At 71.2% G+C, this 14,817-nt stretch carries 13 protein-coding genes; 4 read left to right on the forward strand and 9 right to left on the reverse strand.

Features of this window, described 5'->3' with window-relative positions; all coding sequences use genetic code 11:
• Positions 1-230 precede the first annotated feature (230 nt).
• Genes ACFYNL_RS12590 through ureA form a run of 3 tightly spaced genes read right to left on the reverse strand, consistent with a single transcriptional unit; the run spans position 231 to position 3,722 of the window.
• Positions 231-1,280 (reverse strand): agmatine/peptidylarginine deiminase, encoded by a 1,050-nt coding sequence (locus tag ACFYNL_RS12590; RefSeq protein ID WP_388801044.1) that lies wholly within the window; start codon positions 1,278-1,280, stop codon positions 231-233.
• A 25-nt stretch (positions 1,281-1,305) separates the two neighbouring features.
• Positions 1,306-3,018: an urease subunit alpha gene (locus ACFYNL_RS12595; protein ID WP_388801047.1), complete on the reverse strand. Its 1,713-nt coding sequence runs from the start codon at positions 3,016-3,018 to the stop codon at positions 1,306-1,308.
• On the reverse strand, positions 3,015-3,722 hold the full coding sequence (gene ureA, locus ACFYNL_RS12600; protein WP_388801050.1) for an urease subunit gamma: 708 nt from the start codon (positions 3,720-3,722) through the stop codon (positions 3,015-3,017). Before ureA ends, ACFYNL_RS12595 begins: the two co-directional genes overlap by 4 nt.
• A 143-nt stretch (positions 3,723-3,865) precedes the next feature.
• Here ureA and ACFYNL_RS12605 point away from each other — a divergent pair, with 143 nt between their 5' ends.
• Entirely contained in the window at positions 3,866-5,338 is a 1,473-nt protein-coding gene (locus tag ACFYNL_RS12605) for a cytosine permease (protein WP_388801053.1), read from the forward strand.
• Here ACFYNL_RS12605 and ACFYNL_RS12610 read toward each other — a convergent pair.
• Both ACFYNL_RS12610 and ACFYNL_RS12615 read right to left on the reverse strand, forming a co-directional pair.
• Positions 5,335-6,423, reverse strand: coding sequence for a branched-chain amino acid aminotransferase (locus tag ACFYNL_RS12610; RefSeq protein WP_388801056.1), 1,089 nt, complete (start codon positions 6,421-6,423; stop codon positions 5,335-5,337). The two genes, ACFYNL_RS12605 and ACFYNL_RS12610, sit on opposite strands and share 4 nt — an antisense overlap.
• A 257-nt stretch (positions 6,424-6,680) precedes the next feature.
• Entirely contained in the window at positions 6,681-7,724 is a 1,044-nt protein-coding gene (locus tag ACFYNL_RS12615; RefSeq protein WP_388801059.1) for a 3-isopropylmalate dehydrogenase, read from the reverse strand.
• Between the two features lie 144 nt (positions 7,725-7,868).
• On the opposite strand from ACFYNL_RS12615, the gene ACFYNL_RS12620 reads away from it, so the two are divergent.
• Positions 7,869-9,425, forward strand: a complete 1,557-nt coding sequence (locus tag ACFYNL_RS12620) for a purple acid phosphatase family protein (protein ID WP_388801062.1) — start codon at positions 7,869-7,871, stop codon at positions 9,423-9,425.
• 68 nt (positions 9,426-9,493) lie between these two features.
• Here the strand turns inward: ACFYNL_RS12620 and ACFYNL_RS12625 are convergent, their stop codons facing one another.
• The gene (locus tag ACFYNL_RS12625; RefSeq protein WP_388801065.1) at positions 9,494-9,634 is read right to left on the reverse strand and encodes a hypothetical protein; all 141 of its coding nucleotides are present in this window, start codon (positions 9,632-9,634) and stop codon (positions 9,494-9,496) included.
• Positions 9,635-9,893: 259 nt separating this feature from the next.
• Positions 9,894-10,451, reverse strand: a complete 558-nt coding sequence (locus tag ACFYNL_RS12630; RefSeq protein WP_388801068.1) for a GNAT family N-acetyltransferase — start codon at positions 10,449-10,451, stop codon at positions 9,894-9,896.
• A gap of 87 nt (positions 10,452-10,538) precedes the next feature.
• Between ACFYNL_RS12630 and ACFYNL_RS12635 the strand changes: the two genes are divergently transcribed.
• Positions 10,539-10,745, forward strand: a complete 207-nt coding sequence (locus ACFYNL_RS12635; RefSeq protein ID WP_388801071.1) for a DUF5988 family protein — start codon at positions 10,539-10,541, stop codon at positions 10,743-10,745.
• A 65-nt stretch (positions 10,746-10,810) separates the two neighbouring features.
• Here the strand turns inward: ACFYNL_RS12635 and pruA are convergent, their stop codons facing one another.
• Both pruA and ACFYNL_RS12645 read right to left on the reverse strand, forming a co-directional pair.
• Positions 10,811-12,442 carry an L-glutamate gamma-semialdehyde dehydrogenase gene (gene pruA / locus ACFYNL_RS12640; RefSeq protein ID WP_388801074.1) on the reverse strand — a complete coding sequence of 544 codons (1,632 nt, stop codon included), beginning with the start codon at positions 12,440-12,442 and terminating at the stop codon, positions 10,811-10,813.
• A gap of 53 nt (positions 12,443-12,495) precedes the next feature.
• Positions 12,496-13,422 carry a proline dehydrogenase family protein gene (locus ACFYNL_RS12645; RefSeq protein WP_388801077.1) on the reverse strand — a complete coding sequence of 309 codons (927 nt, stop codon included), beginning with the start codon at positions 13,420-13,422 and terminating at the stop codon, positions 12,496-12,498.
• Positions 13,423-13,594: 172 nt separating this feature from the next.
• On the opposite strand from ACFYNL_RS12645, the gene ACFYNL_RS12650 reads away from it, so the two are divergent.
• Positions 13,595-14,800, forward strand: coding sequence for a PucR family transcriptional regulator (locus ACFYNL_RS12650; protein ID WP_388801080.1), 1,206 nt, complete (start codon positions 13,595-13,597; stop codon positions 14,798-14,800).
• Positions 14,801-14,817 lie beyond the last annotated feature (17 nt).

Consider the following 14,817-nt stretch of genomic DNA (forward strand, 5'->3'; position numbering starts at 1 on the left):
TCCAAACGACAGACCCTAGTCCCGCAGTGGCTCGCGCCGTGGGCGGCACCGATCGCGGCCTCGGCCCGGCTCGCGCGACGGCGGCCGACCCCGGCACGGCCGTCCGGACCGCAGCGGCCGACGAGGCGGTGTGTGTCGGGATGCGGGGTCTCGGGCGTCTCGTCGAGCCGGACCGACTCGGTCGGCCGTGTTCCGCGGGTGGCGCAGCGCAGTACGTTCACCCGTACGTTCTACCTGACCCCGGCCCTCGGCTGCTGCTGAGTGATGCAGTGGATGCCGCCCCCGCCGGCGAAGATCGTCCGTGCGTCCACCAAGGTCACCGTCCGCTCGGGGAAGAGCCGACGGAAGATCCCGGCCGCGATCTCGTCGCGCGGGTCGTCGAAGCCGCACAGCACCACGCCGCCGTTGCAGAGGTAGTGGTTGATGTAGGAGTAGTCCGCCCAGTGCCCGTCGGCTTCCAGGACGGTCGGGGCGGGCACCTCGACCACCTCCAGGCGGCGCCCGCGCGCGTCCGTCGCCGACTTCAGGATGCCGATGACCTCCCTGGTCACCTCGTGGTCGGGGTGGGCCGGGTCCGGCTGGTGGTGGGCCACCACCACACCGGGGCGGGCGAAGGCCGCGACGATGTCGACATGGCCGAGGGTGCCGAAGCCGTAAGGCGGGTAGTCGCCGGTGAGGCCGCGCGGCAGCCAGATCGCCTTGCGGGTGCCGAGCATGGCGTGGATCTCCGCCTCGACCCGCTCGCGTGTCCAGTGCGGGTTGCGCTCGGGGCCGAGCTGGACGGTCTCCGTGAGCAGGACCGTGCCCTCGCCGTCCACATGGATGGCGCCGCCTTCGTTGACGAGGTCCGAGGCGTACGTCTTCGTCGACCCCGCGAGGTCCGACACGTACGCGGCGATCTTCGCGTCGTGCTCCCAGCGGGCCCACTCCTGGGCACCCCAGCCGTTGAAGGTCCAGTCCACGGCGGCGAGTCCACCCTTGCCGTCGGTCAGGAAGGTGGGGCCGATGTCGCGCATCCAGGCGTCGTCGAGGTCCCGCTCGACCGTGTCGACACCCGGTCCGAGCAGCGTCCGCGCCTCCTCGGACTGTCCCGGGCCGCACACCACCGTCACCGGTTCGAAACGGCGGACGGCACGGGCGACCGACGCCCAGGCCAGACGGGAGGCGGCGAGTTCCCCGGGGTCGTCGAACGTCGCGTTCGGGCCCGGCCACGCCATCCAGGTGCGCTCGTGCGGGGTCCATTCGGCGGGCATGCGGAAGCCGTCGGCGGCAGCGGACATCAGTGATCCTCACAGGCGGTGGCGTTCAAAGGAAGTACAGACGGCTGAGGGAGACGGACTCGGCGGGTTCGGAGCGCAGCGGCTCTCCGTCGAGGGTGACCAGCCCGGTGCGCTGGTCCACGTCGACCGCTCCGGTACGGGAGTTCAGGCGCAGGTCGGCGGGTCCGATGCCCCGCGTACCGCGCACGGCGACCCGCCGGCGGCGGGTGGGCATGGAGTCACCACCCTGGTCGACGGCCGCCTGTGCGACGAAGGCGACCGAGAGGTCGGCGGGTGCGGCCCCGTACGCCCCGAACTGCGGCCCGAGGACGAGGGGTTCGCAGGTGTCGGTGGCGGCGCCCGGGTCGCCGACCACCCCGTACGCCGGGAAGCCCGCCTTGAGCACCAGCTGCGGCTTGGCGCCGAAGTACTCCGGCCGCCACAGCACGATGTCGGCCAGCTTGCCGACCTCGATCGAGCCGACCTCGTGCGCGAGGCCGTGCGCGATGGCCGGGTTGATGGTCAGCTTGGCGAGGTAGCGCAGGACCCGCTCGTTGTCGTGGTCGGCGTCCGGGGCGCCGAGTTCGGCCTTCATCTTCCCGGCCATGGCGAACGTACGGCGGACCGTCTCCCCCGCCCGTCCCATGCCCTGCGCGTCGGACGAGGTGATGCCGATCGCGCCCAGGTCGTGCAGCACGTCCTCGGCGCCCATGGTTCCGGCGCGGATGCGGTCGCGGGCCATGGCGGCGTCGCCCGGCAGGTCGGTCTTGAGGTCGTGGACGGAGACGATCATGCCGTAGTGCTCGGCGACCGCGTCCCGGCCGAAGGGCAGGGTGGGGTTGGTGGAGGAGCCGATGACGTTCGGGACACCGGCCATCTTCAGCACGTTCGGGACGTGTCCGCCGCCGCAGCCCTCGATGTGGAAGGCGTGGATGGTGCGGCCCTGAAGGACGCGGAGGGTGTCCTCGACCGACAGGCACTCGTTCAACCCGTCGCTGTGCAGGGCCACTTGGACGTCGTGCTCCTCGGCGACGCGCAACGCCGTGTCCAGCGCCCGGGTGTGGGCGCCCATGTCCTCGTGCACCTTGAAGCCGCAGGCGCCGCCCTCGGCGAGGGCCTCGACCAGGGGTGCCGAGGAGGACGACGAACCGCGGCCCAGGAAGCCGATGTTGACCGGCCAGGCGTCGAATGCGCTGAACGCGTGCCGCAGCGCCCACGGCGAGTTGACGCCGACACCCCACACCGGTCCGAACTCCTGGCCGATGATCGTGGTCACCCCCGAGGCGAGCGACGCCTCCATGACGCGGGGCGACAGCAGGTGGACGTGGGTGTCGACGGCCCCGGCGGTGGCGATGAGCCCCTCGCCGGACACGATCGAGGTCCCGGTGCCGACGACGACGTCGACGCCGTCGAGGGTGTCGGGATTCCCGGCCCGCCCGATCGAGCAGATCCGGCCTTCCCTGATCCCGATGGAGACCTTCCGGATCCCGAGCGCCGCGTCGATCACCACCACGTTGCTGATGACGACGTCGCAGGTCTCGCGGACGGCGGCCGCCTTGAGGTGCAGCCCGTCCCGGGCGGTCTTGCCGAACCCGGCGAGGAACTCGTCGCCGTGGCGCTGGGAGTCGGACTCGACGCGGATCGTCAGGCCCGAGTCGCCGAGCCGGACGCGGTCACCGGCGCGCGGGCCGTGGGTTGCGGCGTACTCGTACGGGGTGAGGCGGCGTGCCTCGGCGGGGTGTCCTCCTGGGCGGCTCATCGCTCGGCCTCCTGATCGGCAGCTGTCTGTGTGACGCCGAGGTAGCCGCAGGCGGCGGCGCGGCGCAGCGCCTCCTCCCGGGCGCCGGGCGCGTCCAGCGCCCCGTCGACCAGACCGGCGAACCCGATCGCGATCCGGTCGCCCCCGACGGGCACGAGCCCGACCTCGACGCTCTCGCCCGGCCCGAACCGCACCGACGACCCGGCCGGTACGGCGAGCCGCGTCCCGTAGGCCTTCTCCCGCGCGAAGTCCAGGCGCGGGTTGGCCTCGAAGAAGTGGAAATGGGAGGTGACGGAGACGGGCACGGCGGCGGTGTTGGTGACCGTCAGACGTACGGCGGCCTCCGGCTCGGCGTGCTCGGGCCCCGGCAGCACAGCGCCCGGCGCCCCGTCGCCGAGGCCGCCCCCGATCGGGTCGCTGACGACCGCGAGCCGTGAGCCGTCGTCGAAGACCGCCTCGACATGCACCTCGGTGACCACGTCGGCGACGCCCGGCAGCACGTCGTCCGGGCCGAGCACACCACGGGCGCGCTCGACGGCCTCGGCCAGCCGGGCGCCGTCGCGGGCGGCCTCGCACACCGTGTCCGCGATCAGCGCGGTGGCCTCCGGCACATTGAGCCGCAGACCGCGTGCGCGGCGGGCACGGGCCAGCTCGGCGGCCGTGAAGAGCAGCAGCCGGTCACGTTCCGTGGGAGTCAGTCTCATGGGGCGGGCACCTCCTTGCCTCTCCTCGATTAGAGCATCACTCTAAACATGAAGTCGGCAGAAGCGAAGTGTTGACTCAGCCCACGCGATCCCTCACATTGAACGTCGCTCTAACCCTGGCGGCCGATCGAAGGAGACCTGCCATGCCGATGGAACAGCGCGGAGTCGACACCGTCCCCGAGGAGGAACGCACGAGCGGCCCACGGGACCTCGTCGCGATCCTGCTGGGCTCGAACCTCTGCCTCGGAGTGATCGTCTTCGGCTGGCTGCCGCCGTCGTTCGGCCTGGACTGGTGGGCGTCGGTCAGCTCGATCGTGGTGGGAACCCTGGCCGGTACGGCCCTCACCGCCCCGCTGGCCCTGATCTCCCTGCGCACCGCGACCAACCTGTCCACGTCCTCCGGCGCCCAGTTCGGGGTGCGGGGCCGGCTGGTCGGCTCGGTCGTCGGCCTGCTGCTGGCGCTCGGCTACTCCGCACTGACGATCTGGATCGGCGGTGACGTGATGGTGAGCGTCCTGGGCCGCCTGCTCGGCACCCCGGCGAACGACGTGTCGTACGGCCTGGTCTACGCCCTCCTCGCCGCCGCGACCGTAGCCGGAGCGGTGTACGGCTACCGCGTCCTGCTCGCCATGTCCCGGGTCCTGGCGATCGGCATGACGGCACTGCTGGTCCTCGGCGTGTTCGCCTACGCCCCCGATTTCACGACCGCCGCGCTGCCGGAGGCGGGCGGCCATCTGCTGGGCGGCTTCTGGCCGACCTGGCTGCTGGCGACGGTGGCCGCGGGCCTGTCGGGGCCGATCGCCTTCATCACCCTGCTCGGCGACTACACCCGCTACATCTCCCCGGCCCGCCACTCCTCCCGCCGGGTCCTGCACGCCACATGGCTCGGCCTGCTCCTGGGCCTGCTGGTCCCGCAGCTGTTCGGCACCTTCACGGCGTACGCGGCGCGCGCGGCCCTCGACTACGCGGGGCCGCTGGTCGACGCCTCCCCCACCTGGTACCTGCTGCCGCTGCTCCTGGCCGCCTCGGCCGGCTCGGTCGGCAACGCCGGACTGATGCTCTACTCCATGGGTCTGGACCTGGACGCCATCCTGCCGAGGGCCTCGCGCGCGAGGGCGACGTACGCGGTCGCGGTCGTGGCCACGGTGTGCGTCTTCGTCGGCCACTACGCCTCCAGCGCCCAGGACGCGATGACGTCGTTCGTCCTGCTGCTGACGGCGATCGGCACGCCGTGGGCGGTCATCACCCTCATCGGCTTCGCGCGCTGCTGCGGCGCGTACGACGCGGAGGCGCTCCAGGTGTTCAACCGCCGGGCCCGGGGCGGGATCTACTGGTACCGCGGCGGCTGGAACATCCGGGCGACGGCGTCCTGGGCGCTGGGCGCGGTGATCGGCGTGGGCGCGGTCGCGCTGCCGTGGTACGAGGGGCCCCTGCTGGCCCTGACGGCCGGGGTGGACTGCAGCTTCCTGCTGTCGGGGTTGGTGGGCGGTGGGGCGTACGCGCTGCTGACGACCGGTGAGCGTGCACCGGCACGCGCCAGGGCCGCCGCGGACGCGGAGTCCACGGCGGCCCTGGCGGTCACGGCCGAGCGTCAGGGTCTGCCGCTCGGACCCTAGCCCAGCCTGTGCATCCAGCCATGCTTGTCCTCGGCCTTGCCCCGCTGGATGTCGAGGAGGGCCTGGCGAAGCCTGAGGGTCACTTCGCCGGGCTCTCCGCCGCTCTGCTGCCACTGGGCGCCCGTGCGCTTGACCGTGCCGACCGGGGTGATGACCGCGGCCGTGCCGCAGGCGAAGACCTCGGTCAGGGTGCCGTTCTCCGAGTCGCGCTGCCACTGGTCGACGGAGACGCGGCCCTCCTCCGCCCGGTAACCGAGGTCACGGGCGACGGACAGCAGGGAGTCCCGGGTGACACCCTCCAGGATGGAGCCGGTGAGGGACGGGGTGACGATCTTGTCGCCGTACACGAAGTACAGGTTCATGCCGCCGAGTTCCTCGACCCACTTGCGCTCCACCGCGTCCAGGTAGCAGACCTGGGCGCAGCCCTCGGCCGCCGCCTCCGCCTGGGCGAGCAGGGACGCGGCGTAGTTGCCGCCGGTCTTGGCGTCACCCATGCCGCCGGGCACGGCACGGACGTGGTCCTCGGAGACCCAGATGGAGACCGGCTTCACGCCGCCGGGGAAGTAGGCGCCGGCCGGGGAGGCGATGACCATGAACAGGTACTCGCCGGCGGGCTTCACGCCCAGGCCGACCTCCGTGGCGAACATGAACGGCCGCAGGTAGAGCGACTCCTCGCCGCCGTGCGCCGGCACCCAGGCCTCGTCCTGCCTCACCAGCGCGTCGCACGCCTCGATGAAGGTCTCCACCGGCAGCTCGGGCATGCCGAGCCGGCGGGCGGACGCCTGGAAGCGGGTGGCGTTCTTCTCCGGGCGGAAGGTGGCGACCGTGCCGTCGGGCTGACGGTAGGCCTTCAGACCCTCGAAGATCTCCTGCGCGTAGTGCAGGACCATGGTGGCCGGGTCGAGGGAGATCGGCGCGTACGGCACGAGCTGGCCGTCGTGCCAGCCGCGGCCTTCGGTCCACTTGATCGTCACCATGTGGTCGGTGAAGTGGCGGCCGAACCCGGGGTCGGCCAGGATCGCCTCGCGGTCTGCGGCGGCGAGCGGGCTGGCGGAAGGCTTGAGCTCGATCGTGGGCGTCGTCATGAGTAGGTGTCCTTCACCGGTTCGGTTGTGGCGGGCCGCGCTCACGCCAGTACTGTCGGTGTCCAGTGCTAGGACGTCCGAGCATTCCCTCATTCGGCGGCTCCGCGTTCGATTATCGCAAGCGGCAGCCGCGGAAGAAATCGGCGTGATCGGCGTGAATCGCGACCCAGGGGTCGATAGTGGCACCCGGCGGCGGACATGGGGAAGCCGCCGAGTGCGATGACCCGGCGGCTTCGAGGTGTGTGAGGCGCGGCGGGTCAGCCGGCTACTCGTACGGCCAGCGCGTCACCGATCTCCGACGTGCTGCGGGCGGGCTTGCCGGTGCGCTCGGCGAGGTCGGCCGAGACGGCCTCCTCGATGCGGGCGGCCTCGCCGTCGTAGCCGAGGTGCCGCAGCAGCAGGGCGACGGACAGGACCGTGGCGCTCGGGTCGGCCTTGCCCTGGCCGGCGATGTCCGGGGCCGAGCCGTGGACGGGCTCGAACATGGACGGGAACTCGCCGCTCGGGTTGATGTTGCCGCTCGCGGCGACGCCGATGCCGCCGGAGACCGCCGCGGCGAGGTCGGTGATGATGTCGCCGAAGAGGTTGTCGGTGACGATGACGTCGAAGCGCTCGGGCTGCGTGACCAGGTAGATGGTCGCCGCGTCGACGTGCATGTACTCGGTGGTGACCTCGGGGAACTCCTCGGCCACCTTGTTGAAGACGTTCGTCCACAGATGACCGGCGAAGGTCAGCACGTTGTTCTTGTGGATGAGCGCGAGCTTCTTGCGCGGGCGGGCCTGGGCGCGGGCGAATGCGTCACGGACCACGCGCTCGACACCGAAGGCCGTGTTGACGGAGACCTCGGTGGCGACCTCGTGGGGCGTGCCCTTGCGGATCGTGCCGCCGTTGCCGGTGTACGGACCCTCGGTGCCCTCGCGGACCACGACGAAGTCGATGGACGGCTCACCGGCCAGCGGGGTGGCGACACCCGGCAGCAGCTTCGAGGGCCGCAGGTTGACGTGGTGGTCGAAGGCGAAGCGGAGCTTGAGCAGGAAGCCGCGCTCCAGGACACCGGACGGCACGGACGGGTCGCCGATCGCGCCGAGCAGGATCGCGTCGTGCTTCTTCAGGGCGTCGAGGTCGGCGTCGGTGAGGGTCTCACCGGTGGCGTGGTAGCGCTTGGCGCCGAAGTCGTACTCCTTGGTCTCCAGCTTCACATCCTGCGGGAGGACGGCGGAGAGGACCTTGAGGCCTTCGGCCACGACTTCCTGCCCGATGCCGTCACCGGGGATCACTGCGAGATTGATGCTGCGAGACATGTCGGGCACCCTACTCCTCGTCCCATGGGATGACATGCGGTGTCCGCGATGCGGACAGCCGGACGGAGGGACGGCGTCCGGGCGTCGGCTGCCGTTCACCCGTACGTCCGGCGGGTGTTGGCCTCCGCTGGGAAGTTCCTCCCCATGGACCTTCCCGACTTCGGCATCCCCCCGCAGCTCGCCCGCCGGATGAGCATGGCGGAACAGCACGAGTACCTGCGGTCGCGACTGACCCGGCGCCGCACCCTGGTGACCGCGGGCGCGGTGGCGGGCGGCCTGCTGACGGGCTGCTCCGGTTCCGGGCCGGGCTCCGCGCCCGGTCCTTCGAGGTCCGCGTCCCGGGTGCCGGGCTCGGTCGTCACGCCGTTCGGCCGCCATCTCGCCTTCGGCGCCGACCCCAGGACGCAGATGCGGATCTCCTGGCAGGTGCCGGCCGCGGTGCGGCGGCCGTTCGTCCGCGTCGGTCTGCGCCCGGACGACCTCGGCCGCCGGATCGAGGCCGAGGTCCGTGCGCTGTACACCCCGGAACTGCGGGGCGTGCGCGCGGCGCTGGAGCAGTACTACGTCCATGCCGCCCTGGACGCCCTGCGCCCCGGCACGACGTACTACTACGGCGTGGGTCACGACGGCTTCGACCCGGCCGCCCCGCGGCACCGCTCGACGATCACCTCCTTCCGCACCGCTCCCGCCACCCCGGAGACCTTCACCTTCACGGCCTTCGGCGACCAGGGCGTCAGCGAGGCGGCGGCAGCCAACGAACATGTCCTGCTGCGCCGTGACCCGGCGTTCCACCTGCACGCCGGCGACATCTGCTACGCCGACGTCAAGGGCCTGGGCAAGGAGTCGGACGGCTACGACCCCGGCTTCTGGGACCTGTACCTCAGGCAGACCGAGCCGGTGTCCAGGTCGGTGCCGTGGATGGTGACGACCGGCAACCACGACATGGAGGCCTGGTACTCGCCGGAGGGCTACGGCGGTCAGCTGGCCCGCTGGTCCCTGCCGGACAGCGGCTTCGACGCCCGGACGGCGCCGGGCGCCTACTCCTTCACCTACGGCAACGTCGGCTTCGTGGCGCTGGACGCGAACGACGTGTCGTACGAGATCCCCGCCAACCGCGGTCACACCGACGGCCGGCAGACGAAGTGGCTGGACGAGCGGCTCGGTCGGCTGCGGGCGGCACGGGACGTCGACTTCGTCGTCGTCTACTTCCACCACTGCGCGTACTCGACGTCCTCGCACGCCTCCGACGGCGGGGTGCGCGCGCAGTGGGTGCCGCTGTTCGCGCGGCACCAGGTGGACCTGGTGATCAACGGGCACAACCACGTCTACGAACGCACGGACGCCATCAAGAACGGCGAGGTGGGGGCGCGGGTGCCGATCGGCTCGGCCACCGATCCGACGCGGGACGGGATCGTGTACGTCACGGCCGGCGGCGGGGGCAAGGAGCTGTACGGCTTCCCCGCGGGCGTCGAGGAGAGCTACGAGGGGCACGTGAGCGAGCGGGAGTCGGTCGGCACCTTCCGGTGGACCAGGTCGCGCGAGATGAAGCCGGAGAGCGTCCAGTGGTCGCGCGTGCGCTACCGGGGCTTCTCGTTCCTCTCGGTGGAGGCGGTGAGCGGCGCGCGGCCCCGCCTGAAGGTGTCGGCGCTGACGGGGAGCGGCGAGCGCATCGACCATTTCGAGGTGCGGCGCGGAGCATGAGCCCGCGCCGCACCCCGAGCGGGCGCGGCTCCCGGCTTGTGGGGGTTACAGGGCTCGGGTGACGGGGGTCAGGCGGCCTGGTGGCCGGTGACTCCGCCGTTGTCCCTGCGGTCGAGGGCGCGCTGGAGGGCGGCGGCGGCGTTCTTGCGGTCGTCGTCGCTCGTGCGGGGGAGGTGACGGACTCGACGGCGGGCGGTCGTCTCGGCCATGGGAAATCGACTCCTTCGACAGAACCGGGAGTGCGGAAAGGGGTTACGAGACGCCGGTTGGGCGGGGAGCGGTGCCGCAGGGGTTGCCTGCTCGGGGCCCGGCTCACGACCGCCATTCGCTTGATCGAGCGAGACGTTCGGCTCCTACAAAGCTAAGGGAGGAGGGCGTGTCTGTCTCCACAATTACTCGGACTTCCTACTATCTGAGACGGTGGACTGGGTCACACACCACTGACCTGCGCTTTTGAGGGTCGCCCTGTCAGAGGACGTCACCGTCCCGCCAGTCGAAGACCAGCTCGAACGCGGGGTCCGGCCGACCGGCCAGGGCGGGCCTGACGAACGTGCTCCCCTCCTCGTCCGGCAACCGCACGACGCCCTGCAGGCCCAGCGCGCAGACCCGCCCGCTCCACACCTGCCAGCCGCGGGCGGCGTACAGCGCGGCCCCCTCGTCGCTCGCGGACAGCATCCCGGCGTCGTACGCCCGGTCGATCACCCGCTCCAGCTCGGCCATCACCAGTCCCCCGAGCCCGGTCCGTCGCGCGTCGGACCGTACGGCGACCGCCTCGACGTAACCGACCCGCAGCCACCGGTCCCGGTGCCGCACCCGCCGCATGACCACCGCACCGTGCGCGACGAGCCGTCCCGCCTCGTCGTGGACCAGGACGTGCATGCCGCCGAGCCCGTGGTCGAAGTCCTCGTCGGAGAAGTCGCCGTCGAAGGCGTCGTCCAACAGGGCGCGGATCGCTCGCAGTTCGGCCGGGGTGAGGTCGGCGGTGTGGGCGGTGCGCGGGGTCGGGGCGCGGGAGGGTGAGGTCATCCGACCAGTATCGACGTGATCGCCCACTCGGCTGATCCTGCGCGGGGCACGGGACACCGGGCCCGGACGAGGGGAAGCGGTGAACCCATGAACGACACGTCGAAAGTGTTCCTTGAGGGCGGCCCCGACGACCTGCCCGAACGGATCGTCGCGACCCCGTCCCCCGGCCCGGACGCCAAGATCAAGCTGCGCGGCGGGTACGAGCACTTCAGACCGACGGCTCGGCACACGGACACGGCACAGGGCAGGCTGCCGGTGTACGAGTGGTGGGAGCGGACGGAGATCGCCGAGTAGCCCCCCCCCACGGCGAGAAGGCCGGGCCCGTTCGGGACCCGGCCTTCCGAGGGCGCGTCGGGATGTCAGCCCATGTGCGGGTAGGTGTAGTCGGTCGGCGGGACCAGCGTCTCCTTGATGGCGCGGGTCAGCGTCCAGCGCATCAGGTTCTGCGGGGCCCCGGCCTTGTCGTTGGTGCCGGAGGCACGGCCGCCGCCGAAGGGCTGCTGGCCGACGACGGCGCCGGTCGACTTGTCGTTGATGTAGAAGTTGCCGGCCGCGTAGCGCAGCTTCTCCATGGTGTGCGCCGCCGCCGCGCGGTCGCTCGCGATGACCGAGCCGGTCAGCGCGTAGGCGGACACCGACTCCATCTGGTCCAGCATCTCGTCGTACTTGTCGTCCTCGTAGACGTGCACGGCGAGGAACGGGCCGAAGTACTCGGTGGTGAAGACCTCGTTCTCCGGGTCGGTGCACTCGACGACGGTCGGGCGCACGAACCAGCCGACCGAGTCGTCGTAGGAGCCGCCCGCGACGATCGTGCAGCTCGGGTCGGACTTGGCTCGGTCGATGGCGGCCTTGTTCTTGGCGAAGGCGCGCTCGTCGATGACGGCACCGATGAAGTTCGACAGGTCGGTGACGTCACCCATGGTGAGGTAGTCGACCTCGGCGGCGAACTCCTCCTTGAAGCCGGAGTTCCAGATCGACGCCGGGATGTACGCCCGGGAGGTCGCCGAGCACTTCTGGCCCTGGTACTCGAAGGCACCGCGGGTCAGGGCCGTCTTCAGGATCGCCTTGTCGGCGCTCGGGTGGGCGACGACGAAGTCCTTGCCGCCGGTCTCGCCGACGATGCGCGGGTAGGAGCGGTACTTCTCGATGTTGTTGCCGACCGTCTTCCACAGGTACTGGAAGGTCTTGGTCGAGCCGGTGAAGTGGATGCCGGCGAGGTCGCGGTGGTTCAGGGCGACCTCGGAGACCTCGATGCCGTCACCGGTGACGAGGTTGATGACGCCCTTGGGCAGACCGGCCTCCTCCAGCAGCTGCATGAGCAGCACGGCGGCGTGGGTCTGCGTCGGGGACGGCTTCCAGACGACGACGTTGCCCATCAGGGCGGGGGCGGTGGGCAGATTGCCCGCGATCGCCGTGAAGTTGAACGGCGTGATCGCGTAGACGAAGCCCTCCAGCGGGCGGTGGTCGAGGCGGTTCCACACGCCCGGCGAGTTCGCCGGGGGCTGCTCGGCGAGCAGGTCACGGGCGTACTTGACGTTGAAGCGCCAGAAGTCGACCAGCTCGCAGGGCGTGTCGATCTCGGCCTGCTGAGCCGTCTTCGACTGGCCGAGCATGGTGGAGGCGGCCAGCGTCTCGCGCCACGGGCCGGCCAGCAGCTCGGCGGCGCGCAGGATGATCGCGGCACGGTCGTCGAAGGACATCGCGCGCCAGGCCGGCGCGGCGGCGAGGGCCGCGTCGATGGCGTCCTGGGCGTCCTGCCGGGTGGCGTTGCCGTAGGTGCCGAGACGGGCCTTGTGGTTGTGCGGCTGCACGACGTCGAAGCGCTCGCCGCCGCCCATCCGCTTCTCGCCGCCGATGGTGCAGGGCAGGTCGATCGGGTTCTCGGCGAGCTCCTTGAGCTTGGTCTCCAGCCGGGCCCGCTCGGGCGAGCCGGGGGCGTAGCCGTGCACCGGCTCGTTGACGGGGGAGGGGACCTGGGTCACAGCGTCCATGTGTTCCGTAACTCCTTACTGAGCGGTGTGTTTTCGAGCCGTTGGGTCGGGGCTCAGCCCTTGCTGACCATGGAGCGAAGGAAGAACCGCAGGTTGGCGGGCTTCTCGGCGAGCCTGCGCATGAAGTAGCCGTACCAGTCGGTCCCGTAGGCCGTGTAGACGCGCATGCGGTGGCCCTCGGCGGCGAGGCGCAGGTGCTCGTCGCTGCGGATGCCGTACAGCATCTGGAACTCGTACTCGTCCAGCTTGCGCCCCGCGCGCCGGGCGAGCTCCTGGGCGATGGAGATCAGGCGCGGGTCGTGGGAGCCGATCATCGGATACCCGTCGCCCTCCATCAGAATCCGCAGGATCCTGACGTACGCCCTGTCGATCTCGTGCTTGTTCTGGTGGGCGACCTCGGCGGGCTCCTTGTAGGCGCCCTTCACCAGCCGCACGCGGCTGCCGCTCGCGGCGAGGCGGCGGGCGTCGGCCTCGGTGCGGAACAGGTAGGCCTGGATGACGCAGCCGGTCTGCGGGAAGTCCTTCCGCAGCTCCTCGTGGATGGCGAACATCGAGTCGAGGGTGGTGTGGTCCTCCGCGTCGAGCGTCACCGTCGTACCGATGGCGGCCGCGGCCTCGACGACCGGGCGGACGTTGGCGAGGGCCAGCTCGTGGCCGCCGTCCAGCGCCTGCCCGAACATGGAGAGCTTGACGGACATCTCGACGCGCTCACCGAGTTCCAGGTCCTTGATCCGGTCGACGAGGCGCAGATACGCGTCCCTGGCGGCCTCGGCCTGCTCCGGGCGGGTGATGTCCTCGCCGACGACGTCCATCGTCAGCTCCAGGCCCTTGCCGGTGAGCTCCTCGATGATCGGCACGATGTCGTCGACGTCCTCACCGGGGATGAACCGGTCGACGACCTGTTTCGTCACCGGTGCCGCCGAGATCAGGCGTCGCATCCGGTCGCTGCGCGACGCGGCGAGAATCACGGGACCCAGCACGGGGCACCTCCCAAACACAGCCACATGACGGCCGACACCCCGATCGGTGATGTTCCGGGTACGGCACGGAGAACCACCGTGAAACCTAAGGATCCCTCCGCACGGCTGCCATCGACAGCTGTCACGCATCCGTGCCGCAGATCTCAGACAGATGTATGAAGGGTCCCGGGACATGCGGGAGAATGCCCGGGTGACGTCGGAACACAGGGGTGACTACCAGGAGCTGGTCGACGAGGTCTCGGAGCTGCTGGGCGTCCCCGCGACCCTGGAGAACCGGGACTTCGAGCTGATCGCCTTCGGGGCCTACGACAGCGAGGGCGAACTCGACGCGTCGGCCCTGGACCCCGTCCGCACCCGCTCGATCCTGACCCGTCGTTCCACGTCGGCGGTGCGCCGGTGGTTCGAGGGCTTCGGCATCACCCGCGCGACCGGCCCGGTGCGGATCCCGCCCACCCCGGAGGCGGGGGTCTACCGCGGACGTATCTGTCTGCCCGTACGCCACAAGGGTGTGGTGCTGGGCTATGTCTGGCTGCTCGACGACGATCCCGGCCCCGGCGACCAGCAGTTGTCGGCGGCGATGGCGGTGACCACGCGCATCGGCGCGCTGCTCGCCGACGAGGCGCAGCACGGGGCGGATCTGAGCCGGGAGCTGCGGGCCGTGCTGACGGCGGAGCCCGGCTGGCAGGGCGACATGGCGATCGCCGAGCTGCGCACGGCCCTGGGCGCCCGCGCCGACGGCGTCCATACGGTCGTCTGCGTGACGCCCTGGTTCTCGGCCGACCCGGACGACGCTCCGTCGGTGCGTACCGTGCCGCACGCGACCGCGCTGTGCACGGTTCCCTGGGGGGCGGCCGGGCAGAGTCTGGCCGTGCTGGTGCGGCTGCGCTCAGCCGAGGCCAGGACGGCGGCGCTGGCGACGGCGTCCCGGTTGCTGAAGGACGAATTCGCCCCCGCGCAGGGCCGGGCGCAGGTCGCGGCCGGAATCGGCGAGGCCCGTTCGGGGCTGACCGGTCTGGGCGCCGCCTGGCGGGAGGCGTCGGCGGCGGCGCGCGCGGCGCTGGCGGAACCGCGGTTCGGGCCGGTGGCCGAGTGGTCGCGCATCGGGCCGTACCGCCTGCTGACCTCCCTCCCTCCGGAGCGGCTGCGCGACCCGTCGGTCGCGCCTCTCCTCGCCCCCGCCCACCACGACCTCGCCCGCACCGCCGAGATCTACCTCGACTGCGCGGGCCAGGCCGGCCGTACGGCCGCCGAACTGGGCATCCACCGCCAGACCCTGTACTACCGCCTCTCCCGCGTCGAACAGCTCACGGGCCTGGACCTGGACGACGGGGAGGACCGGCTGCTGCTGCACATGACATTGAAGGGGGCGCGGCTGTAACCGGGGGTCGCACGGAG

This window comes from Streptomyces sp. NPDC007808 (assembly GCF_042868655.1).
Taxonomy (GTDB): domain Bacteria; phylum Actinomycetota; class Actinomycetes; order Streptomycetales; family Streptomycetaceae; genus Streptomyces.